Origin of the sequence: Streptomyces sp. FXJ1.172, assembly GCF_001636945.3 — a bacterium.
In the GTDB taxonomy this organism is placed as follows: Bacteria; Actinomycetota; Actinomycetes; order Streptomycetales; family Streptomycetaceae; genus Streptomyces.
Genome location: NZ_CP119133.2, coordinates 5,576,551 through 5,599,125, shown reverse-complemented (window position 1 = coordinate 5,599,125; position 22,575 = coordinate 5,576,551). Strand labels below are relative to the sequence as shown.

The 22,575-nt window shown below is 71.4% G+C and carries 20 protein-coding genes; 6 read left to right on the top strand and 14 right to left on the bottom strand.

What is annotated here, in order from left to right; all coding sequences use genetic code 11:
* The first annotated feature begins 51 nt into the window (after positions 1–51).
* Complete coding sequence (locus A6P39_RS25095) at positions 52–1,377, top strand: LCP family protein (RefSeq protein WP_079133070.1); 1,326 nt, start codon at positions 52–54, stop codon at positions 1,375–1,377.
* Between the two features lie 75 nt (positions 1,378–1,452).
* Here the strand turns inward: A6P39_RS25095 and A6P39_RS25090 are convergent, their stop codons facing one another.
* Positions 1,453–1,815 (bottom strand): four-helix bundle copper-binding protein, encoded by a 363-nt coding sequence (locus A6P39_RS25090; protein ID WP_067039037.1) that lies wholly within the window; start codon positions 1,813–1,815, stop codon positions 1,453–1,455.
* 162 nt (positions 1,816–1,977) lie between these two features.
* Positions 1,978–3,135: an acyl-CoA dehydrogenase family protein gene (locus A6P39_RS25085; protein ID WP_107304192.1), complete on the bottom strand. Its 1,158-nt coding sequence runs from the start codon at positions 3,133–3,135 to the stop codon at positions 1,978–1,980.
* A gap of 179 nt (positions 3,136–3,314) precedes the next feature.
* On the opposite strand from A6P39_RS25085, the gene A6P39_RS25080 reads away from it, so the two are divergent.
* Entirely contained in the window at positions 3,315–4,658 is a 1,344-nt protein-coding gene (locus A6P39_RS25080) for a UDP-glucose dehydrogenase family protein (RefSeq protein WP_067039039.1), read from the top strand.
* Between the two features lie 123 nt (positions 4,659–4,781).
* On the opposite strand, the gene A6P39_RS25075 is transcribed toward A6P39_RS25080, so the two are convergent.
* The 4 genes from A6P39_RS25075 to A6P39_RS25060 form a co-directional block, all read right to left on the bottom strand.
* Positions 4,782–5,882 (bottom strand): dipeptidase, encoded by a 1,101-nt coding sequence (locus A6P39_RS25075; RefSeq protein WP_067039040.1) that lies wholly within the window; start codon positions 5,880–5,882, stop codon positions 4,782–4,784.
* A gap of 214 nt (positions 5,883–6,096) precedes the next feature.
* Complete coding sequence (locus A6P39_RS25070) at positions 6,097–7,281, bottom strand: dipeptidase (protein WP_067039041.1); 1,185 nt, start codon at positions 7,279–7,281, stop codon at positions 6,097–6,099.
* Positions 7,282–7,287: 6 nt separating this feature from the next.
* A complete protein-coding gene (gene purE / locus A6P39_RS25065) occupies positions 7,288–7,809 on the bottom strand; it encodes a 5-(carboxyamino)imidazole ribonucleotide mutase (RefSeq protein ID WP_079133071.1) in 522 nt (173 codons plus the stop codon).
* Positions 7,806–8,945 (bottom strand): 5-(carboxyamino)imidazole ribonucleotide synthase, encoded by a 1,140-nt coding sequence (locus A6P39_RS25060; RefSeq protein ID WP_067039043.1) that lies wholly within the window; start codon positions 8,943–8,945, stop codon positions 7,806–7,808. Before A6P39_RS25060 ends, purE begins: the two co-directional genes overlap by 4 nt.
* Positions 8,946–9,127: 182 nt before the next feature.
* Between A6P39_RS25060 and A6P39_RS25055 the strand changes: the two genes are divergently transcribed.
* Entirely contained in the window at positions 9,128–9,634 is a 507-nt protein-coding gene (locus tag A6P39_RS25055) for a GtrA family protein (protein WP_067039044.1), read from the top strand.
* 167 nt (positions 9,635–9,801) lie between these two features.
* Here A6P39_RS25055 and A6P39_RS25050 read toward each other — a convergent pair whose 3' ends face one another.
* Both A6P39_RS25050 and A6P39_RS25045 read right to left on the bottom strand, forming a co-directional pair.
* Positions 9,802–11,073 (bottom strand): ATP-binding protein, encoded by a 1,272-nt coding sequence (locus tag A6P39_RS25050; protein ID WP_067039045.1) that lies wholly within the window; start codon positions 11,071–11,073, stop codon positions 9,802–9,804.
* 41 nt (positions 11,074–11,114) lie between these two features.
* The gene (locus tag A6P39_RS25045; RefSeq protein ID WP_020940464.1) at positions 11,115–11,792 is read right to left on the bottom strand and encodes a response regulator transcription factor; all 678 of its coding nucleotides are present in this window, start codon (positions 11,790–11,792) and stop codon (positions 11,115–11,117) included.
* A gap of 493 nt (positions 11,793–12,285) precedes the next feature.
* Here A6P39_RS25045 and A6P39_RS25040 point away from each other — a divergent pair, with 493 nt between their 5' ends.
* Positions 12,286–13,791 (top strand): peptide MFS transporter, encoded by a 1,506-nt coding sequence (locus tag A6P39_RS25040; protein ID WP_067039046.1) that lies wholly within the window; start codon positions 12,286–12,288, stop codon positions 13,789–13,791.
* 79 nt (positions 13,792–13,870) lie between these two features.
* On the opposite strand, the gene A6P39_RS25035 is transcribed toward A6P39_RS25040, so the two are convergent.
* The 6 genes from A6P39_RS25035 to A6P39_RS25010 form a co-directional block, all read right to left on the bottom strand.
* Positions 13,871–15,133, bottom strand: a complete 1,263-nt coding sequence (locus tag A6P39_RS25035; RefSeq protein WP_067039047.1) for a hypothetical protein — start codon at positions 15,131–15,133, stop codon at positions 13,871–13,873.
* A complete protein-coding gene (locus A6P39_RS25030) occupies positions 15,130–16,314 on the bottom strand; it encodes a hypothetical protein (RefSeq protein ID WP_067039048.1) in 1,185 nt (394 codons plus the stop codon). The genes A6P39_RS25035 and A6P39_RS25030 overlap by 4 nt, the downstream gene beginning before the upstream one ends.
* Complete coding sequence (locus A6P39_RS25025) at positions 16,311–17,210, bottom strand: hypothetical protein (RefSeq protein ID WP_067039049.1); 900 nt, start codon at positions 17,208–17,210, stop codon at positions 16,311–16,313. The genes A6P39_RS25030 and A6P39_RS25025 overlap by 4 nt, the downstream gene beginning before the upstream one ends.
* 59 nt (positions 17,211–17,269) lie before the next feature.
* Entirely contained in the window at positions 17,270–17,989 is a 720-nt protein-coding gene (locus A6P39_RS25020; RefSeq protein WP_067039050.1) for an LPXTG cell wall anchor domain-containing protein, read from the bottom strand.
* A gap of 249 nt (positions 17,990–18,238) precedes the next feature.
* The gene (locus A6P39_RS25015) at positions 18,239–18,808 is read right to left on the bottom strand and encodes an ATP-binding protein (protein WP_067039051.1); all 570 of its coding nucleotides are present in this window, start codon (positions 18,806–18,808) and stop codon (positions 18,239–18,241) included.
* 275 nt (positions 18,809–19,083) lie between these two features.
* A complete protein-coding gene (locus tag A6P39_RS25010; protein ID WP_067039052.1) occupies positions 19,084–19,488 on the bottom strand; it encodes an STAS domain-containing protein in 405 nt (134 codons plus the stop codon).
* A 263-nt stretch (positions 19,489–19,751) separates the two neighbouring features.
* On the opposite strand from A6P39_RS25010, the gene A6P39_RS25005 reads away from it, so the two are divergent.
* Together A6P39_RS25005 and A6P39_RS25000 are read left to right on the top strand one after the other, a co-directional pair.
* Positions 19,752–20,648, top strand: a complete 897-nt coding sequence (locus A6P39_RS25005; protein WP_067039056.1) for an RNA polymerase sigma factor SigF — start codon at positions 19,752–19,754, stop codon at positions 20,646–20,648.
* Between the two features lie 267 nt (positions 20,649–20,915).
* Positions 20,916–22,544, top strand: coding sequence for an RICIN domain-containing protein (locus A6P39_RS25000; RefSeq protein ID WP_079133072.1), 1,629 nt, complete (start codon positions 20,916–20,918; stop codon positions 22,542–22,544).
* Positions 22,545–22,575: the final 31 nt, after the last annotated feature.

The following is a 22,575-nucleotide window of genomic DNA, read 5'->3' as shown; positions in this document are numbered from 1 at the left end:
TTTCCGACAGCCCTTGTAAGGCGTACGGCGGACCCCTGCACACTGGGGCCCATGAATGACTGGCCCGAGGGATGGTCCGACAACAACGGCGGACCCCGGTACGGACGCGGAAGCGCCGGCGCGCAGCCGGAGGGCGCGCGCGCGATGCGTCAGGTGCGGCGCGGCCCGGCGGTACCGCCCGGGCAGCGCTCGTACGGCGACCCCGGCCCGGCGGCACCGCCGTACGGGACCGCCGTCCCGCAGCAGCCGTCGTACGCGGACGGCCGGGGATACGACGAGGGCGCCGGCTACGACAGCGGCTACAACACCGGACAGGTGTACGGCGGCGGCCGCGGCGGCGGCGGCTTCGTCCCCAACGACAACGACCCGGACCCGGAACTCGGTCAGTACCGGCCGCGCCCGAACTGGCGGCGCCGGATCAAGTGGACCGTGATCACGCTGGCGACCGTGCTGGTGGTCACATCGGTCGCGACCTACTTCTGGGCCGACTCCAAGCTGCGCCGCGAGGTCGACCTGTCCCAGGTCATCGACCGGCCCGCGGCGGGCTCGGGCACGAACTACCTGATCGTCGGCTCGGACAGCCGCGAGGGCATGAGCAAGGCGGACGAGCAGAGGCTGCACACCGGCTCCGCCGAGGGCAAGCGCACGGACTCGATGATGATCCTGCACGTCGGCGACAACGGCGACACGCTGGTCTCGCTGCCGCGCGACTCGAACGTCACGATCCCGTCGTACAAGGGGTCGGCGTCCGGGAAGGTCTACCCGGCCAGGGGCCGGCAGGAGAAGCTGAACGCCGCCTACGCCGAGGACGGGCCGACCCTGCTGGTCCGCACGATCGAGGCCAACACGGGTCTGCACATCGACCACTACGTGGAGATCGGCTTCCAGGGCTTCGCGAAGATCGTGGACGCGGTCGGCGGTGTCACCATCAACATCGACAAGGGCTTCAAGGACTCGTACTCGGGCGCCGACTTCAAGGCGGGCACGCAGACGCTGAACGGCGCGCAGGCGCTCGCCTTCGTGCGCACCCGGCACGCCTTCGCGGCCAGTGACCTGCAGCGCACCAAGAACCAGCAGAAGTTCCTGTCGGCGCTGGCGCACCAGGTGGCCACCCCGTCGACGGTGCTGAACCCGTTCACGTTCTACCCGACCATGGGCGCGGGGCTGGACTCCCTGATCGTCGACAAGGACATGAGCCTGTGGAACCTGGCCTCGATGTTCTGGGCGATGAAGGGTGTCCAGAGCGGTGGCGGCACGTCCATGAACATGCCGATCTCCGGTTCCGTCGGCGGCAACCTCGTCTGGGACAAGGCGAAGGTCAAGACCCTGGTGGACGAGCTGAACAACGACCAGAAGGTCACCGTCTCCGGCAACTGACCGGCGGCCGTCGCCGTACGGAGACCGGGGCACCCGCGTCCAAGCGGGTGCCCCCGGGCCGTTCCGGGGCCCTTCTCACATGCCGGCGCCCGCCATGGCACGGCACATCTCCGCAGCGCGGCGACACGCGTCCGCGCAGCGCATCATCTGCGGGTCGTCCGGCATCGTCATACACGCGTCGACACACATGTCGCACGCCCTGGCGCACATCGTGCACATCTCGCCCGCCATGGGCGAGCGGCGCATCATCATGTCCGCGCACATACGGGTCGTCTCGGAGCAGTCCATGAGCGCGCGCATGATCTTCATCTGGACCTGGCCGCCCATCTGCATGCAGGAACTCATGGTCTCCTCGCACATGCGGTGCGCGGTCATGCAGGCGTCGACGCACTCCTGCATCTGCTGCGTCATGGGCGTCATCGTTCCGGGCTGGGTCATGGCTCCTCCTGGGGAGGCGGGGATCCGGGGCGGGTCCCGTGTGCTTCCGTCCTACGTCCCCGCAGCCCGCCCCGCATGTGACCGACCGGTCGGCAAGTACCGCCCGGAAAGCGGAAAGGCGCCCCGCGGGGCGCCTTTCACCGGGCATGAACTCCCTTGCCGTTACGGCAGGTTGCGGGCCATGACGATCCGCTGGACCTGGTTCGTGCCCTCATAAATCTGCGTGATCTTGGCGTCGCGCATCATGCGCTCCACCGGGTAGTCACGGGTGTAGCCGTAGCCGCCGAGCAGCTGGACGGCGTCCGTGGTGACCTCCATCGCGACGTCCGAGGCGAAGCACTTGGCGGCGGCACCCAGGTAGGTGAGGTCGGCGTCGCCGCGCTCGGAGGCGGCGGCGGCCTGGTAGGTGAGGGCGCGGGCCGCCGAGATCTTCATCGACATGTCCGCGAGCATGAACTGGATGCCCTGGAAGTCGGCGATCGCCTTGCCGAACTGCTTGCGCTCCTGGACATAGCCCTTGGCGTAGTCGAAGGCGCCCTGCGCGACACCGAGCGCCTGGGCGGCGATGGTGATGCGGGTGTGGTCCAGGGTCTTCATCGCTGTCATGAAGCCCGTGCCCTCCTCGCCGATCATGCGGTCGGCGGGGATGCGGACGTTGTCGAAGTAGACCTCGCGGGTCGGGGAGCCCTTGATGCCGAGTTTCTTCTCGGGGGCGCCGAAGGAGACGCCCTCGTCCGACTTCTCGACGACGAAGGCGGAGATGCCCTTGGTGCGCTTGTCCGGGTCGGTGACGGCCATGACCGTGTAGTACTCGGAGACGCCCGCGTTGGTGATCCAGCGCTTCACGCCGTTGAGCACCCAGTGGTCGCCGTCGCGCACGGCCTTGGTCTTCATGCCGCCCGCGTCCGAGCCGGCCTCGGGCTCGGAGAGGCAGTACGAGAACATCGCGTCGCCCTTGGCGAGCGGGGTCAGGTACTTCTTCTTCAGATCCTCGCCGCCGGAGAGGATCACCGGGAGCGAGCCGAGCTTGTTGACGGCCGGGATCAGGGAGGAGGAGACGCAGGCGCGGGCCACCTCCTCGATCACGATGACGGTGGCGAGCGCGTCGGCGCCGGCGCCGCCGTACTCCTCGGGGACGTGCACCGCGTGCAGGTCGCCGGCGACCAGGGCGTCGAGGGCCTCCTGCGGGAAGCGGGCCTCCTCGTCCACCGCCGCGGCGAACGGCGCGATCTTCGCCTCGACCAGGGAGCGGACGGCGTCGCGGAGCATGTCGTGCTCCTCGGACGGGCGGTACAAATCGAAGTCAGCCGATCCGGCCACGGTCTCTCACGCTCCAAAGACGCAGTGATACTGACGCTAATTACCGTTAAGTAACTCAAATTTTAGAGGCCTGCCCGCAGGACGCCTACGTGAGCTACACGACAGCGGGGAAATTGCCCGGCGGGGTGCCCGACTATGCTCGGGGCCGCATCACCGACGTACTGAGCTGGAGCGCACTCATGAGCCTGAAGATCACCGTGATCGGCACCGGCTACCTCGGCGCCACGCACGCCGCGGCCATGGCCGAACTCGGTTTCGAGGTGCTCGGACTGGACGTCGTACCCGAGAAGATCGCGATGCTTGAGCGCGGCGAGACCCCGATGTACGAGCCGGGGCTGGAAGAGCTGCTGCGCAGGCATGTGGCGGGGTTCGAGGGGTCGACCGGCCGGCTGCGGTTCACCACGGACTGGGCCGAGATCGGGGCCTTCGGCGATGTCCACTTCGTGTGTGTGAACACCCCGCAGAGGCACGGCGAGTACGCCTGCGACATGTCGTACGTCGACTCCGCGATCGCCTCCCTCGCCCCGCATCTGCACCGGCCGGCCCTGGTCGTCGGCAAGTCGACCGTGCCGGTCGGGTCCGCCGACCGGCTTGCGGCCTACCTCGCCCAGAACGCCCCGGCGGGCGCGGAGGCGGAGCTGGCCTGGAACCCGGAGTTCCTGCGCGAGGGCTTCGCCGTCCAGGACACCCTGCACCCGGACCGGATCGTGGTGGGCGTGCGCGGCGAGCGCGCCGAGAAGCTGCTGCGCGAGGTGTACGCCGCCCCGGTCGGCGAGGGCACGCCGTTCGTGGTGACCGACTTCCCGACCGCCGAGCTGGTGAAGACGGCCGCGAACTCGTTCCTCGCGACCAAGATCTCCTTCATCAACGCGATGGCGGAGGTGTGCGAGGCGGCCGGCGGCGACGTGGCGAAGCTCGCGGAGGCCATCGGCCACGACGAGCGGATCGGAGCCAAGTTCCTGCGCGCCGGGATCGGCTTCGGCGGCGGGTGTCTGCCGAAGGACATCCGGGCGTTCATGGCCCGCGCGGGCGAGCTGGGCGCCGACCAGGCGCTGACCTTCCTGCGCGAGATCGACTCCATCAACATGCGCCGGCGCGGCCAGATGGTCGAGATGACCCGCGAGGCGCTCGGCGGCGGCTCCTTCCTCGGCAAGCGGATCGCGGTGCTCGGTGCCACCTTCAAGCCCGACTCGGACGACGTGCGCGACTCGCCGGCGCTGAACGTGGCCGGCCAGATCCACCTCCAGGGCGGCCAGGTGACCGTGTACGACCCGAAGGGCATGGACAACGCCCGCAAGGTCTTCCCGACCCTCGGCTACGCCGACTCGGCGCTGGAGGCGGTCCGGGGGGCGGACGCCGTGCTGCACCTGACCGAGTGGCGTGAGTTCCGCGAGCTGGACCCGGCGGCGCTCGGCGCGGCCGCGTCGGCCCGGCTGATCCTGGACGGCCGCAACGCCCTGGACCCCCGCCTGTGGCGCCAAGCGGGCTGGACGTACCGGGCGATGGGCCGCCCGACCGCGTAGGCGCGAGGGTGACGCCGGTTCGGCCGAGGCTCAGTCGGCCGAACCGGCGTCTTCCGGCATTCTGCACCACCGGACACATACGTGGCCGGTGAACTCCCTGTGAATCACGTACGCCCGGGCCGGTCAGGGGTTGTCCAGCTCCGTCCTCTTCGCGTTCGAGGCCTCCCTGCGCTGTTGCGCGGCGCGGGCCATGAAGTCGGCGCTGCGCAGGGCTCGTTGGACGTTGCCCCAGGTCAGCAGCGACAGTTCGGTTTCGGACCAGCCTCTGCGGAGGAGTTCGGCGATCAGGTGGGGGTAGCGGGAGGCGTCGGCGAGTTCGCGGGGGTGGACGGCGCCGGAGTCGTAGGTGCCGGACAGCCCGACGCACTCCGGGCCGGCCACATCGCGGACGTGGTCGAGGTGGTCGGCGACGTCCCTGATCGTCGGCCCGGTCTGCTCGGCCGTCAGCGGCACCATGCACAGCCCCTTGGCCCGCCCCAGCGCCGTGAGCAGCTCGTCGGGCAGGTTGGCCGGGTGCGGGCGCAGTTCGCGGGCGGCGGAGCGGGTGCACATCACCGGGGTCTTGGACAGGGCGAGGGTGCGTTCGGCGGTGGCCGAGGAGGCGCCGGAGACGTCGGCGAGCACGCCGAGCCGGTTCATCTCGCGGACCACCTCCTCGCCGAACCGGGTCAGCCCCCGCTCGCCCGCCCAGGCCGTGCCGGTGAGGGTGAGGACGCGCAGGCCGAGGGCGTGCAGGATCCGCAGGATGCCGAGGGAGTCGTCGAGCGCGCCGGCGTGGGCGGGGCCCGGCACCACGGCGACCCGGCCGCGGTTGCGGGCGTCGATGATCTCCCCGGCGGTGCCCGCCAGGCGCAGCCCGTCCGGATGGCTCTCGATCACCGCGCGCACCTGGTCCAGCTGCTCCAGCGTCGCCGCCGTCGCCCGGCCGCCCTCGGGGCCCTCGGGCAGGTGCAGCGACCAGAACAGCACGCCCACGTGCCCCTCGCGCAGCCGGGGCACGTCGGTGTCGACGGCCGCCTCGCCCAGCTCCAGGTCGTACCAGGGCAGATGGCGCAGCGCCCAGGGCAGTCCGCTGTAGCCGTCGGCCACCGGGTGCTCGGCGAGCAGGGCGTGGGCCTCGGCCAGGAGCGCGCCGAGCGTGTCCTCGGTGAAGGGGTCGTCCGGCAGGCCGTCGTCCGCGCCGACCTCGGTGGTCGTGGGAATGTCGCGGTGGAGGTCTGCCATGGCGGCTCCGTACGTCGTGGGCTACGTCGGTCGTGAGCTACGTCGTGATGTGGCTGGCGTACCGACACGGTCGCACGGAGGGAACGAGAGCTTCCTGGTGAGTGGGGCGTTCGGGGGTACGTCGGCCAGCTGTCGCGGGCCGTGCGGATCATGACCGGTACTTCATGCAGGTGGGCGGGGCCGCCGGCTACGACGACTGCCCCGCCCTCACCGGTCAGACGTCGCCGTCGAGCGACTCGATGGTGGCGTTGGACGGAGCGCGCGTCGCCTGCAGGTCACGGGCCACGTCCTCCGCCGCGCCCAGCACCCGCACCGCGTTCTTCCAGGTCAGCTTGGCCAGATCGGCCTTGGACCAGCCGCGGTCCAGCAGCTCGGCGAGCAGGTTCGGGTAGCCGGAGACGTCGCCCAGGCCGTCCGGGGTGAACGCGGTGCCGTCGTAGTCGCCGCCTATGCCGAGGTGGTCGATGCCGGCCACCTCGCGCATGTGGTCCAGGTGGTCCGCGACCGTGGACACCGTGGCGACGGGGCGCGGGGTGCGCTCCTCGAAGGCACGGTGGATCTCCATCGCCCGCGGGCTGGTGTCGAGGTGGTGGAGGCCGTGGGCGCGCATGTTGTCGTCGGCCGCCGCCGTCCAGTCGACGGCCGCCTGGAGCACGAACTTCGGCACGAACGTCACCATCGCCACACCGCCGTTGGCAGGCAGCCGCTCCAGGACGTCGTCGGGGATGTTGCGCGGGTGGTCGCAGACCGCGCGCGCGGAGGAGTGCGAGAAGATCACCGGCGCGGACGTGGTGTCCAGCGCGGCGCGCATGGTCGGCACGGCCACGTGGGAGAGGTCGACCAGCATGCCGAGGCGGTTCATCTCCCGCACGACCTCGCGGCCGAAGGCGGTCAGACCGCCGGCCTTGGGCTCGTCGGTCGCCGAGTCGGCCCAGTCGTTGTTGTCGTTGTGGGTGAGCGTCATGTAGCGCACGCCCAGCTCGTACAGACCGCGCAGGGTGCCCAGCGAGTTGTCGATCGAGTGACCGCCCTCCGCGCCCATCAGGGAGGCGATACGGCCCTCCGCGCGCGCCGCCTCCATGTCGGCGGCGGTCAGCGCGGCCTTCAGGTCCGCGGGGTTGCGGGCGATCAACTGCCGTACGCAGTCGATCTGTTCGAGGGTCGCCGGGACCGCGCCCGGCAGGTCCGAGCGCACGTACACCGACCAGTACTGCGCCCCGACCCCGCCCGCGCGCAGCCGGGGGATGTCGGTGTGCAGGTGGTTGTCCTGGCGTACGGCGATGTCGCGGGCGGCGAGGTCGTAGCGGACCTGCTGGCGCAGCGCCCACGGCAGGTCGTTGTGGCCGTCGACGACCGGGAACTCGCGCAGCAGGGACCGTGCTTCGTCCAGTGAGGTCATTGCGTCTTACTTCCCGAAGCCGAAGCCGCTCGACCCCTCGACCTTGGCGCGCAGCCGCTTGCCCTTCTCGGTGGCCTGGTCGTTCAGGTCCTGCTGGAAGTCACGCATCTTGTGGAGCAGGTCCTCGTCGTGCGTGGCGAGGATGCGGGCCGCGAGCAGGCCCGCGTTGCGGGCCCCGGCGACGGAGACCGTGGCGACCGGCACACCGGCCGGCATCTGCACGATGGACAGCAGCGAGTCCATGCCGTCCAGGTACTTCAGCGGCACCGGCACACCGATGACCGGCAGCGGGGTCACGGAGGCGAGCATGCCGGGCAGGTGGGCGGCACCGCCCGCACCGGCGATGATCACCTTCAGGCCGCGGTCGGCGGCCTGCTCGCCGTACGCGACCATCTCGCGGGGCATGCGGTGCGCGGAGACGACGTCGACCTCGTACGCGATCTCGAACTCGTCCAGGGCCTTGGCGGCGGCCTCCATGACGGGCCAGTCGGAGTCCGACCCCATGACGATGCCAACAACAGGGCTCATTCGGTGATGGTGCCTCTCAGGTAGCCGGCAGCGTGACGGGCGCGCTCCAGCACGTCGTCCAGGTCGTCGCCGTAGGTGTTCACGTGTCCGACCTTGCGGCCGGGCTTCACGTCCTTGCCATACATGTGGATCTTGAGCTTGGGGTCGCGGGCCATGCAGTGCAAGTACGCGGAGTACATGTCCGGGTAGTCACCACCCAGGACGTTGACCATCACGGTCCACTTGGCACGCGGGCGCGGGTCGCCGAGCGGGAGGTCGAGGACCGCGCGGACGTGGTTGGCGAACTGGCTGGTGATCGCGCCGTCCTGGGTCCAGTGGCCGGAGTTGTGCGGGCGCATCGCCAGCTCGTTGACGAGGATGCGGCCGTCGCGGGTCTGGAACAGCTCGACGGCGAGGTGTCCGACGACGCCGAGTTCCTTGGCGATGGTCAGGGCCATCTCCTCGGCCTTGAGCGCGAGGTCCTCGGCGAGGCGGGGGGCGGGCGCGATCACGGTGTCGCAGACGCCGTTCACCTGCTGCGACTCGACCACCGGGTAGGCGACGGCCTGGCCGTGCGGGGAGCGGACGACATTGGCGGCCAGCTCGCGGACGTAGTCGACCTTCTCCTCGGCGAGGACCGGGACACCGGCGCGGAACGGCTCAGCGGCCTCCTCGGGAGTCTCCACGACCCACACGCCCTTGCCGTCGTAGCCGCCGCGCACGGTCTTGAGGACGACCGGGAAGCCGTCACCCTCCGCCGCGAACCGGACCACGTCCTCCGGGTCGGCCACGATCCGGTGCCGCGGGCACGGGACGCCGATGGCGTCGAGCTTCGCGCGCATCACGCCCTTGTCCTGGGCGTGCACCAGCGCGTCGGGCCCCGGGCGCACGGGGATGCCGTCCGCCTCCAGGGCTCTGAGGTGCTCGGTGGGTACATGTTCGTGATCGAAGGTGATCACATCGCACCCGCGCGCGAAGTCACGCAGCGTGTCCAGGTCGCGGTAGTCGCCGATGACGACATCGCTGACGACCTGCGCCGCGGAATCCTGAGGGGTGTCACTGAGAAGCTTGAACCTGATGCCCAACGGGATGCCCGCCTCGTGCGTCATACGCGCGAGCTGCCCCCCGCCGACCATGCCGACTACCGGGAACGTCACGCCTATAGCGTATCGGCCACGCCGAGGCGGCCGGATCACGTCCCTCTCACGGCCTCTTACCGCCGGCTTCCCGACCTCTTTCCGGACTGTTTCCGAGCTGTGGCCTGGAGCGCAGGCGCCCGCCCGTTCACCTGGTTAGCATAGCTGGGCTGACGAAACCTACCGACGGGAGCTGCCCAGCCATGGAACCTCGTTCCTCGGGGCTGCAACGACTCGTGCGCGAGGTGGCCAAGTTCGGCACCGTCGGTGTCGCGGGCATCTTTGTCAATCTCGCTGTCTTCAACCTGGTGCGCAACGCCTCCGGCCTGCCGGTGGTGCGCGCGAGCATCATCGCGACCGTGGTCGCCATCGCCTTCAACTACGTCGGTTTCCGTTACTGGACGTACCGGGACCGTGAGAAGCATGGCCGGACCAAGGAACTGACCCTGTTCCTGTTCTTCAGTGCCATCGGCCTCGTGATCGAGAACGGCGTGCTCTACCTGGCGACCTACGGCTTCGGCTGGGACAGTCCGCTGCAGAGCAACGTGTTCAAGTTCGTGGGCATCGGCGTCGCGACGCTGTTCCGCTTCTGGTCGTACCGCACCTGGGTGTTCCGGGTGCAGCCGTCCCAGGAGGCGGAGTCGATCCTGGCGGCCGAGTCCAGGAAGCCGCAGGCCGAGCCGGAGCCGAAGACACAGCGCGTGCCGTAGGGCGCGGGCGCACAGGTCCGAAACGCAACCGAAGTGGTGGGCCCTCCCCGGGGCCCACTTCTTGTATCCGGGCCCTTGCGTCCGGGCCCTGTGGCCCTGCATCCGAGCCCTGCGTCCGGGCATCCGGGCCTCTGCGCGTCCGGGCATCCGGGCCCCTGCGTCCGGGCTCAGCGCACCGTCGGGCTCTCCTCGTCCGTCTTGCGGGACGGCGGTGTGCGGGAGAGGAACAGGCCGAAGACCGGGGGCTGGGCCTGGAGGAGTTCCAGGCGGCCGCCGTCGGCCTCCGCGAGGTCGCGGGCGACGGCCAGGCCGATGCCCGTGGAGTTGCGGCCGCTGATCGTGCGCTCGAAAATACGCGCGCCGAGGTCCGCCGGGACGCCAGGGCCCTCGTCGGTGACCTCGACCACGGCCTGGTTGCCGGTGACCCGGGTGCGCAGCGCGACCGTGCCGCCACCGTGCATGAGGGAGTTCTCGATCAGGGCGGCCAGCACCTGGGCGACCGCGCCGGGCGTGCCGACGGCCTGCAGATGCCGTTTGCCGGAGCTGACGATGGCCCGGCCGGCGCTGCGGTAGGCGGGCCGCCACTCGGCGAGCTGCTGCTGGATGACCTCGTCCAGGTCGAAGGTGACGGCAGAGCCGGTGCGCGGGTCGCGGGAGTTCGTCAGCAGCCGCTCGACCACGTCCGTGAGCCGCTCGACCTGGGTGAGCGCGACGTTCGCCTCTTCCTTCACGATGTCCGGGTCGTCCGTGAGGGTGATCTCCTCAAGACGCATCGAGAGAGCGGTCAGCGGGGTGCGCAGCTGGTGGGAGGCGTCGGCGGCCAGGCGCCGCTCGGCGGTCAGCATCCGTCCGATCCGCTCGGCGGAGGAGTCCAGCACATCGGCGACCCGGTCCAGCTCGGGGACGCCGTACCGCTTGTGCCGCGGGCGCGGGTCGCCGGAGCCGAGCCGCTCGGCGGTCTCGGCGAGGTCGGTCAGCGGGCTCGAGAGCTTGTTGGCCTGGCGCACGGCGAGCAGGACGGCGGCGACGACGGCGAGCAGCGCGACCAGTCCGATGACCAGCAGGGTACGGCCGACCTCCCGGGTCACCGCGGAGCGCGGCTCCTGCACGGTGACCGTCTCGCCCTCCTCGCCCTGCTGTGTGGCGTGGATCACATCGCCCTGCGGCTTGGTGCCGATCTCTATGGGCGCCTGGCCGGGCATGCGGATGACCGCGTACTGCTCCTTGCTGACCGGATTGCGCAGCACGTCCGCGTTGACGTTCTCCGCGGCCAGGATCCGGCTGTCCACGATGCTGGCCAGCCGCACCGCCTCGGACTCCACCCGCTCCTGGGCACTGTTGCTGATCGTCCGGGTCTCGACGATCACCAGGGAGACACCGAAGACGGCGATCACCACGAGGACGACGGCGAGGGTGGACTGGATGAGACGTCGGCGCATGTTCGTTACCTGGGGTGATCACTGAGCCCCCGGGCGAGGGCTCAGCTCTTCTCGAAGCGGAAGCCCACGCCTCGTACGGTGGCGATGTAGCGCGGGTTCGCCGCGTCGTCGCCGAGCTTCTTGCGCAGCCAGGAGATGTGCATGTCGAGGGTCTTGGTGGACGACCACCACGTGGTATCCCAGACCTCGCGCATCAGCTGGTCGCGGGTGACGACCCGGCCCGCGTCCCGCACCAGCACCCGCAGCAGGTCGAACTCCTTGGCGGTGAGCTGCAGTTCCTCGTCGCCCATCCACGCGCGGTGCGACTCGACGTCGATCCGCACCCCGTGGGTGGCCGGCGGCTGCTGGGGCTCGGCGGCGCCGCGCCGGAGCAGGGCCCGCACCCGGGCGAGCAGTTCGGCGAGCCGGAAGGGCTTGGTGACGTAGTCGTCGGCGCCCGCGTCCAGGCCGACGACGGTGTCCACCTCGTCGGCCCGCGCGGTCAGGATGAGGATCGGCACGGTGTGGCCGTCGGCCCGCAGCCGGCGGGCGACCTCCAGGCCGTCCATGCCGGGCAGCCCCAGGTCCAGCACGACCAGATCGACGCCGCCCTGCATTCCGGCGTCGAGTGCGGTGGGTCCGTCCTCGCGCACCTCGACCTCGTAACCTTCCCGGCGCAGGGCGCGGGCCAGCGGCTCCGAGATGGACGCGTCGTCCTCGGCGAGCAGTACACGGGTCATAGAGGTGATGGTAGACCGCCCGCACACTCTGCTGGGGTGTGATCGCTTCCTGGAACTCTTACCTTGCTGAACTGCTGGTACGAACCATCGGTCCGGAGATGCGATCGTGGGGGAGACCTTCGAATCCGGTCGCGCGGTTCCCCCGACACCTGTGATCCGCGTCTCAAGTCCTTCCATATCCGGCAGTGTCCTGCCGTACAGTGACGTGAACGCCTGTAGTACACCCGGGGACCTTTGGCGGGCATCTGACGCTGAGGGTCTCTTTTGTGTACGGGCTGGCCACTGCCAGCCTTGAAAGGAATGACCTCTGGCCGGGCTCCGGACGCATCGAAGCGTCGGGGCGTGGATCCCGGTGGTCGCCGTCCCCCGCTTCCGTGATCCGGAGACGGACTCCCCCTGGGCGTGGGGGTGGACGACCGACCTGCCGGTGCCGGCCGCACCCCCACCGGGCGCGCACGCTCCATCCGCGCGTCCCGACCAGCAAGGAACGACCATGGCGTCCAGCCTGACGAAGGACTCGGTCCGTCCGGGCACCCCCGGCTCCGAGAAGACCTTCTTCGGCCACCCCCGCGGCCTGGCCACTCTCTTCATGACCGAGATGTGGGAGCGGTTCTCCTACTACGGCATGAGGGCCCTGCTCCCGCTGTACCTGGTGGCCCCGGGTGGCCTGCACCTGAGCGCGGGCACGGCGACCGCGATCTACTCGGTGTACGTGTCGCTCGTGTACCTGCTCGCCCTGCCCGGCGGCTGGTTCGCCGACCGCGTGCTCGGTCCCCGCAAGACGGTCGCCGTCTCGGGCATCATCATCATGCTCGGCCACCTGTGCCTGGCCCTGCCCGTCGCCGCCAGCTTCTTCGTCGGCCTGGGTCTCGTCGCCATCGGCTCGGGTCTGCTGAAGGCCAACATCTCCACGATGGTCGGCCACCTCTACAAGGGTCCGGACGACGCGCGCCGCGACGGTGGCTTCACGCTCTTCTACATCGGCATCAACCTCGGCGCCTTCGCCGCGCCGCTGGTCATCGGCACCGTCGGTGAGAACGTCAACTGGCACCTCGGCTTCGCGCTCGCCGCTCTCGGCATGGCGCTGGGTCTGGCCCAGTACCTGCTCGGCGGCCGTCACCTGAGCCCGAAGAGCAGCGAGGTCCCGACCCCGCTGACCGCCCAGGAGAAGTCCGCCACCCTGCGCAAGGGTCTGACCTGGCTGGCCATCGCCGCGGTCTTCTACGGCGTCGTCGGCGGCACCGGTCACTTCACCCTGAACTGGGCGCTGATCCCGCTCACGGTCATCGGTCTGATCGTCCCGATCATGGTCATCGCCCGCATCCGCCGGGACAAGGACCTGGACAAGGACGAGAAGTCGAAGGTCTCGGCGTACATCTGGTTCTTCGTCGCCGCCGCCGTGTTCTGGATGATCTACGACCAGGGCGGTTCGACCCTGTCGCTGTTCGCCGACAGCAGCGCCAAGAACTCGATCCTCGGCTGGAACTTCCCGGTCTCCTGGTACCAGTCGGTCAACCCGGTCATGATCATGGCGCTGGCTCCGGTCTTCGCCTGGCTGTGGCTGTGGCTGAACCAGCGCGGCAAGGAGCCGAGCACGATCGTGAAGTTCGCCTCCGGCCTGGTGCTGATCGGCGCGTCCTTCTTCCTCTTCCTCGCCCCGCTGGCGATCGCCGGCGGCGGTCACAAGGCCGCGGCGATGTGGCTGGTCGCGATCTACTTCGTGCAGACCGTCGGCGAGCTGACGCTGTCGCCGGTGGGTCTGTCCGTGACGACGAAGATGGCGCCGAAGAAGTACGCCTCCCAGATGATGGGTGTCTGGTTCCTCGCGGTCACCGCGGGCGACTCGATCACCGCGCTGGTGTCGAACCCGGCCGTCGGCGGCGTCAACCTCGACAAGCAGGGCTTCGTCGCCCTGGAGGCCGTGCTCGCCGTGGCCGCCGGTGCGGCGGTGTGGGTGTACCGCAAGAAGGTCAACAAGCTCATGGGCGACGTCCACTGACGCGGCCTTCGACCTGACGCAGTCCCCGGAGAGGGCCGTCGCATCCGTGGATGCGACGGCCCTCTTCGCATGACGGGTGTCAGCGTGTCCTGCGTCCCGGCATGAACGTGAATACCGCGGCGCCCAGCAGGATCGCCGTACCCGCCACCAGGCCGAGCGCCTTCAGCGCGCCGTGGTCGCTCGCGCCCGTCTCGGCGAGGCCGCCGGAGCCGCCGCCGGTGCTGCTGCCGCCGCCGCTCGAGCCGCCGGAGGTGGACGTGCCGCCCGAGGAGCCGCCCTGCTGCCGGCTGGTGTCCAGGGTCAGGGACACCTGCGTCCTGGTCGGCGTGCACGTCGTGGTCGTACCGAGCGCCTTGACCGTCAGCACGCCCGGGGACAGCGTCGAGCTGCCGCTCGCGCCGGGCTTGTAGGTGCCGGTGAGGTCCGGGATGTTGATCGGGGCGCCGGACTTGATGGGGCTCGCGTTGGTCGGCCCCTCCACATGCACGGTGCCCTTGTCGGCGCCGCCCAGCACCACCTCCATGGACGGTTTCACGGAGTTGGCCGGGATGTCGGCGGGGCTGTCCATCACGGACTTCTTGAACTGCACGGTGAGACCGAAGTCCCCGCCGTTCTTCCTGGCGTTGATCTGCACCGGCGAGGTCGCGCTCTTGTCACCGATCGGGGTCTTGCAGGCGTAGGGGATCTGCACCTCCTTGCCGGTGAAGTCGGTCTGCCCGCCGCCGCTGGAGGTCGCGGTGGGGGTGGCCGACTGGGTGGGCGTGCTCGATCCGGTCGGGGTCGGGGTCGGCGTGCCGCCGCCGGAACCGTCCGTCACCTGGATCGTCGCCGCCTTCTGGACGGTCTCCTTCGGCGTGCACTTGGTGTCGGTCGACATCGCGTTGACGGTGTACGCGTCCGGCGTCAGCGTCACCTGACCGGCGGTCGTCAGCTTCAGGCTGCCCTTCATGTCGGACAGCACCATGTCGCCGCCCTTGGGGATCGCGGGGTTCTGCCGCGCCCCCTGCATCGCGATGTCGGCGGCCTGCGCGCCGGCCGCCTTCAGCACACCGGACGGCTGGACCGAGTTCGCGGGCAGGTCGATGATGTTCGGATTCTTGGAAGCCGCCTGGACGAACTTCCACACGACGTCCACCGTGTCGCCGACCTTCGCCGTGGCCGGCGCGGTGATCTCGACCTTGGTGGTGCCGTCGACGGGGCTGATGCCCGCGGGCGGCACGCAGTGGGTGGCGAACGACACCTCGGCCGCCTGCGCGGGGGTGGCGGCGAAACCCAGCAGGACGCCCGCACCGCACAGCGCCAGCGCGGCGCCCGCGGCCGTACCTCTCCTTCGGATGCTCACGTGGGTCCTTTCGTGGTGGGAGTCGTAGGACTCGACGGGCTGTCTGTGTGCGGTGCGGAGAGCCGGCCGGCCGGGTCGCCCGGGACGGAGTCCGGGGTGAACCACGGCAGGGTCGGGGTCGAGGGGGGCGGTTCGTCGGCGCCGGCGCGCGAGCCCGGCAGCGGCAGCCGCAGCCGCAGGGCGGGCCGCGGCAGGCGCCAGGGGCCGGTGCGGCGGGAGGCGGTGTGGCGCGAGCCGGTGTTGCCGGAGCCGGTGTGGCGCGAGCCGGTGTGGCGTGCTCCGCCCGAGCGGTGCGGGCGCATCCGGTCCACGACGGCCATTCCGATGCGGAACAGCGCGGCGGGCACCACCAGGCAGAGCAGGATCCAGAACAGGGTCACGCCCCAGGGGCGGGCCACGCCCCAGGGCTGCTCGGCGAGCACCTTGCCGTCGTACTTCAGGGACACGGTGTAGTCGCCGTGGGCCCCGGCGGACAGCTCGACCGGCAGCTTGACCTCGGCCTTCTTGCCGGGGGCCAGGGTGCCCTGCCACTGCCGGTCGTCCCACTGCGGGGCGAAGACGCCGTGCGCGGAGCCGACCTGGAACACCGGATCCTTGATCGCGCTCAGGCCGGTGTTGCCGACGGTGAAGACCAGGGACCGGCTCGGCGGGGCCCCGAACCAGGTGAGCAGGCCGCTCGAACCGGTCAGCCGGGTGTCGGACAGGACCGCCAGCCGGCCGCCCGAGTCGGCGGCGGGCAGCGGCGCGACCGGATGCCCCGCGACGTCCAGGACGGCGTCCGCCTCCGCCGCGCTCCCGGTGACGGTGGCCACGTGCACCACACAGGGACAGGGCACGGGCGGTTCGGCGACCGGGAGTACGCGGCTGAAGGCTCCCCGGGCGTCGGTCGTCACGGCCCGGCCGTCGCCGTTGGCGCAGGAGTTGGTGCCGCCGAGCACGCCCCGGGACGGGGTGGCCCGTCCGCAGATCAGCAGCATCAGCAGGGTGTGCGCCCGCCAGCCGGTCCCGCTGACGGTGACCGAACCGCCGGTACCGGCCTGGGGGGACGACAGCCGCACGGCCGGCCCGCCCGCCGCGGTCACCTCGGTCGCCGCGGTCGCCGGAGCGGCGAGCGGCAGCAGGAGCAGCCCGAGCACCGCCAGGCACGTGGACAGCCGCAGAAGCCTCGCCTTCCCGCTCACTTCAGCACCCCTTCCGACAACTCGGGCTCTGTGCAAGGGAGTTCAGGGAGTTCATCGCCGGGAGGGGCCGGTGACCCCGTGGCCGCCCTGCCGCGCCGGCGGCGTACGGCGAGCACCGCGCCCGCCACGGCCAGCGCGGCACCACCCGCCTCCGCCACCCCCGCCCAGGGCACGAACCGTGCCGGCACGGTCGCCGTGTCGTGCGCCCCGCCCGGCGCCGTGACCGTGAGCCGCACGTCGACGGCGTCCAGCGCGGGCCGGCCGGGCCACGGCTCGGTCAGCTTCAGGCGCGCACCGGGGCGCAGCCGGACCGCGAGCGTGCGCGGGGCACGGTCCAGGACCCGCCCGAACACCCCGTCCGCGCGTACCGCGAGCGTCGGCGCGAGGACGGTCGTACCCCGGTTGACCAGGTCGTACGTGATGCCGTGGGGGTGTACGGCGAGGTGCTCGACGGTCAGCGCGGCGAGCACCGGACCGCCGACGCGCAGCCGGACCGGGACGGTCGCCGTCCGCCCCTTCGCATCGCGCACGACGACGGCACCGGAGCGGACGCCGGGCGGAGCCCCGTCCGGCACGGTCACCGTGAAGGGCACCTCGGCGCGGGTGCGGGCGGGAACGCGCAGCCCCTGCCCGGCCTGCCGGGCGAAGACGGTCCGCAGGCCGGTGCCGGTCAGCCGTACGACGACCGGCGCGCGCCCGGCGTTGGTGACGGCCACCCTGTCCTGCAGAACCGTTCCGGGCGTGCCCTCGGCGTAGAAGGACGGGCGTCCGCCGCCCCCGGGGGCGGCGGACCAGTCCGTGGCCGCGCCCGTGTCCGCGGCGGCGCGGGGCGCCGCGCCCAGTGCGGTGCACAGCAGGCACAGGGCCACGGGCAGGGTGCGGGCGACGGACGGCATGGGCGGCTCCAGCGGTGGCCAGGGGTTCGGCGGTTCGGCCGCGGGGTCGTGGGCCGGGGTCAGCGGCGTACGGACTGGCCGCGCCGGGTCAGCCACAGCGTGCCCGCCGCGCCGGCCAGGAACACCGTGGCGCCGAGCGTGCCGAGGGCGACCGCCGAGTCCTGCGGGCCGGTCTGCGGGAGCTGTCCGCCGGAGGAGGACGAGGACGACGAAGAGGAACCCCCCGAGGACGAACCGGTCGAGGACGAGCCACCGGAGGACGAGCCGCCGGCCGCCGTCACGTCGAGCGTCAGTCCCGGCCCCGGGCTGTTGGTCGGCGTGCAGGTCGTCGTCGTACCGAGGGCCTTGATGGTGAGCGTGCCCGGCGTGAAGGTGACCTTGCCGGTCTTCTTCGGCGTGTAGGTACCGCTCAAGTCGCTGATCTTGATGGGGGTGTTGGCGGGGATCGCGGCCGCGTTGGGCGGACCGCTGACCGGGAGGGTGCCGCTGTCCGCACCGCCCAGTACGACGGTGGCGCTCGGGCTCATCGCGCCCTTGCCCAGCTCGACCGGGCTGGAGGACACGCCCTTCTGCCAGGCCATGGTGATCTTGTAGCCGCTGCCGCTCTTGACGCCCTTCATGTCGATGGGCGAGACGGCGCTCTTGACCCCGATCGGCGTCTGGCAGCGGTAGTTGACGCTGACGACATCGGCGCGGGCCGCCGGCGCGGCCAGCAGCACCACCGAGCCGGCCAGGGCCGCGGCGGACGCGAGCGCGGCGGTTCGTTTCGGGTACGACACGATCGGTCCACCCCATTCATTCCTGACGGCACATCAGATTCGGCCGTCAAGGTACGCCCGGGGTCGTAAGGAGGGAAGACAAGGAGCGCGGAGGATCTGTGACGATGCAAACGCCCTGAAGGAGGCGCCCCGAAGGGGCGCGGTGCTGAATCACCATGCGGCTCCGCCGCGTGGACGCGACCGGCCACGGACGGTCCGCGCCCGGAGGGCGACGGACACGCACACGGCGCCGGCCGGCCTGGAGGGGCCCTACAGCGGAGCGCCCAGCTCCGCCCACACCGTCTTCCCCGCCCGCCCCGGCACACGGACGACGCCCCAGTCCAGGCACAGCCGCTGCACGATGAACATGCCGTGGCCGCCGGGCCGGCCGGCGCGGTGCGGGGTGCGCGGGGCAGGCTGGCCGGTGCCGCCGTCGGAGACCTCCAGCCGGATCACCTTGTCGTCGCAGGCGAGGACGAGTTCGTCGGGCCCCTCGGCGTGCAGGCAGGCGTTGGTGACCAGTTCGGAGACGACGAGCAGGACGTCCTCGGCGGCGGCCCGCTGGTCGGCGGTCGCGGCGGGCAGCCAGCCCCATGCGTACAGCGCCTGGCGGGTGAAGTCGCGGGCCAGCGGGACGACCCCGCTCTCACCCCTGAGGCCGAGCCGGCGCACCCGCCGGCCGCCGGCATCCTCGGCATCGCCGGCGGAACCGGACGGCACGGACGGCACGGCTGCCCGCGCGGGTGCGCCCGTGCTCGGCGCCCCCTCCTCGGACGCCCCGGAAGCGCCGCTGGACTCCGGGCCGCGGTCGCCCGGCGAGCAAGGCCGGGTGGTGCTCATCAGCGCTTCACCTCACCGATCCACCAGTTTCATGGTTCAACGATTCAAAGGGCCTGCACCGGTCGGCGCCGACCAGTCTGTCCTGCCCGTTTCTGCCTTCTTTCGCGCACTCTCGCCTCCTCCTGCCCTCTTCTGCCCGGCCGATCCGGCGGAACACCCCCCATTTCCGCCCCCGTGCCGGTCCCCGACAGCGATACGGAGGAAGCGGGCACCCTTGGCGGGGGCGGCGGGCGGAAAGGCAGGACGAGGGAAGAACGGGAGGTCAGGAGGCGGGCTCAGTCGGCGCGGTCGTCGGTGCGGCCCTGCGCGCCGTCGCCGGCCAGGGCAGCCGCCACGGAGTCGTGCACGGTGAAGACCGCCTCGGCCCCTGTGATCTCGAACACGCGGGCGACCACCGGCAGCATCCCGGCGAGGTGAACCCCGCCTCCGGCGGCCTCCGCCTTCAGCCGGGCGCCGAGCAGGACGTTCAGGCCCGTGGAGTCACAGAACTCCAGGCGCGTGCAGTCCACGACGAGGCGTGCGTAGCCCTTGGCCAGAAGGTCGTCGAGGGGCTCGCGCAGCAGATCGGCGGTGTGGTGATCCAGCTCACCCGCCGGCTTCACAACGGCGCTCGAGCCCTCTTCCCGCACCTCCACCAGGAGCCGGCCCGACTGTGCGCTGCCGACCATCCCGTGGTCCATGCCGTTCTCTCTCTCCCGAGGTCGTGGCTGCTGACGCACTCGAACATTACGCCTTCCAAGCAGACTCCGACACCCGAACAAACTCACATAAACGGCCATATCACAACAGAACGCACTTGCGATCGCCTCGGGAAAGCCGGTAGGGCTAGTAAGACACATTTCCCACTGGGCCGCGACGGGCCCACGTCGGCTTCGGAGGCGCCGCACACCGCAGTGCACGCACTGGCTTCGGCAGCCATATGCCGAGAACGATGGAGGACACCATGTCACCCCGGCTCGACGCATCGCATACCCAGTCCGCGACGTCGACACCCCCACCGGACCAGCTGGATCAGCCCATCGAACCCCTCGACTCCCTCGAGGGACTCCCGGAGATCCCGCCGTACGACGAGATCGGTCCTGTCGACGCACGGGCCTTGTCCAAGACCCTCTTCGAGCGTCTCGCCTCGCTGGAGGAAGGGACGCACGAGTACTCGTACGTCCGCAACACCCTCGTCGAGCTGAACCTCGCGCTCGTGAAGTTCTCCGCCTCGCGCTTCCGCTCCCGCAGCGAGCCGATGGAGGACATCATCCAGGTCGGCACCATCGGCCTGATCAAGGCGATCGACCGCTTCGAGCTGTCGCGCGGGGTCGAGTTCCCCACCTTCGCGATGCCGACGATCATCGGCGAGATCAAGCGGTTCTTCCGCGACACGTCGTGGTCCGTGCGCGTTCCGCGCAGGCTGCAGGAGCTGCGTCTGGACCTGGCCAAGGCCGGGGACGAGCTGGCCCAGAAGCTGGACCGCGCGCCCACGGTCGCGGAGCTGGCCGAGCGGCTCGGACTCTCGGAGGACGAGGTCGTCGAGGGCATGGCCGCCTCGAACGCCTACACCGCCTCCTCGCTGGACGCCCAGCCCGAGGAGGACGAGACCGAGGGCGCGCTGGCGGACCGGATCGGGTACGAGGACCACGGGCTGGAGGGCATCGAGTACGTCGAGTCGCTCAAGCCGCTGATCGCCGAACTCCCGCCCCGGGACCGGAAGATCCTCTCCCTGCGCTTCGTCGCGAACATGACCCAGTCCGAGATCGGCGAGGAACTCGGCATCTCCCAGATGCATGTGTCCCGGCTGCTGTCGCGCACGCTGGTGCGATTGCGCAAGGGGCTGACGGTGGAGGAGTGACCTCCGCCTCCTGTCCCTGACACCCCCGGCATCGCCGACACCCCCGATATCGCCGACATCGCCGACACCGTCGCAGCAGCGGCCCGGCCACCGGCCCCGCCGGTACCGGGCCGCTGCGGTGTCGCCGGTCCCAACCGTTATCCGGTTACCGGCGGAAACCTCTTTCCCCGCCCGGCCCCCTCCACCACCATGGGCCCCCAAACCGGCTGGTATGCCGGTCGGGGACCGCAACGGCGCGGCCACCCGGCGTCACGAGGAGGACGGACGATGGCTCAGGGGGACGGCGCCGGAGACGGCCCGGACGAGGCCGGGACCCGTGGGACCGAGACCCGTGGGACAGGGGCGGGCGGGGCCGGACCCCGTGACCCGGAGGCGGGCGGGGGCCTCGAGGACGTTCCGGACTCCCGGCTCACCGAACTCCTGCGCTCTCCCGCCGCGACCGCCTACCCCGCCCTCCAGGAGCTGCGCAGACGTCACCAGCCGGCGGTCCTGGCCTACGCCCGGCTGTGCGCGGCGGGCGAGTCCGTCGCCCGGCGGCTGACGGCCGAGACCTTCACCACGGCGGCCCGCGAGACGGCGCGCGGCGCCGACCCGGCCGTCCCGCTGCGCCACCGGCTCCTGCTGCTGACCGTGAGGCTGGCGACGGCCTGGGCGCGCGACGAGCGCTCCGCGGGCGTCGACCCCGGCCTGCTGCTCGTACTGAACGCGTCCGGCCTGCCGGACGGCCCCACCCCGCCCCTCCTCGGGGCGTTCCGCTCACTGCCGTCCCGTACCCAGGGCCTGATCTGGTACGGCGTACTGGAGCGGGAGCCGCAGGAGCGGACCGCCGCCCTCCTCGGCCTGAGCCGCACGGACGTGGCGTACGGCACCCCGCAGGCGCTCCAGGCCCTGTCCCAGGCCTGCCTCCGCCGGCGCCTGGCCGCCTCCGACGACCCGCGCTGCGCCGACTTCCGCCGGCTGATCGAGGAGGCGGTACGGCCGGACGGCCCGCGCCGCAGCGCCGACCTGGACGCCCACATGGCGCGCTGCCCGCACTGCACGGCCGCGTCCGAGGAACTGCGGGAGCTGCGGGACGCGCCCCGGCAGACCCTGGCGGAGGGTCTGCTGCCGTGGAACGGCACGGCGTACCTGCGCGCACCCGAGCCGCCGGTCACCGCCGACTCCCCGGCGGAAAAGGCGACTTGGCCGTCCGGGCGGCGCGTCCTGCTGGCCTCGGCGGCCCTGGGCGTGGCCCTGACCCCGCTCCTGGTGTTCCTGCTCACCCCGCACCGCACCACGGGCCAGGAGCCGACGGCGGCGACACCGGCCCCTCCCCCGGTGACGGTGACGGCGACGGTCTCGGTGACCCCGGCCCCGTCCTCGCCCCCGCCGCCCTCCCCCACCTCGCCGGCCCCGAGCCGGACCTCCCCCGCTCCGGCCACCGCGCGGACACGGACACCGGCACCGGCGCCGGCACCGCGTTCCCCCGCCCCCGCTCCCGCCCCCAAGCCGCCGGGAACGGCGTTCGCCCAGGTGGTGGACCTCGCCACGGGCCGCTGCCTGGACATCCGCGACGGCAGTCTGGAGCAGGGCAACGACGTCGTCACGGCCCCCTGCTCCGGCTCCCCGACCCAGCGCTGGCGCGTGGACACCGGCCTGGGCGTCGTCCGCTCGGCGGCCGACGACTCCTTCTGCCTGGACAGCCGGGGCGCCACCGACCGCGGCGTGGGCATCTGGGGCTGTGACTCGGTCTACGGCGACAACGGCGACAACCTCCGCTTCACGGTCGGCCCCGACGGCACGATCCGACCGGACATCGCCCCCGACACGGCGGTGACCCCGGACGGCCGGTACGGGGTGTCCCTGGAGCCGCTGGACGGCGGCCGGGAGCAGCAGTGGCGGGCAGGCGCCGCCTGAAGCCGCAGCTCCCGGGCGCCGTCCGGCTGTT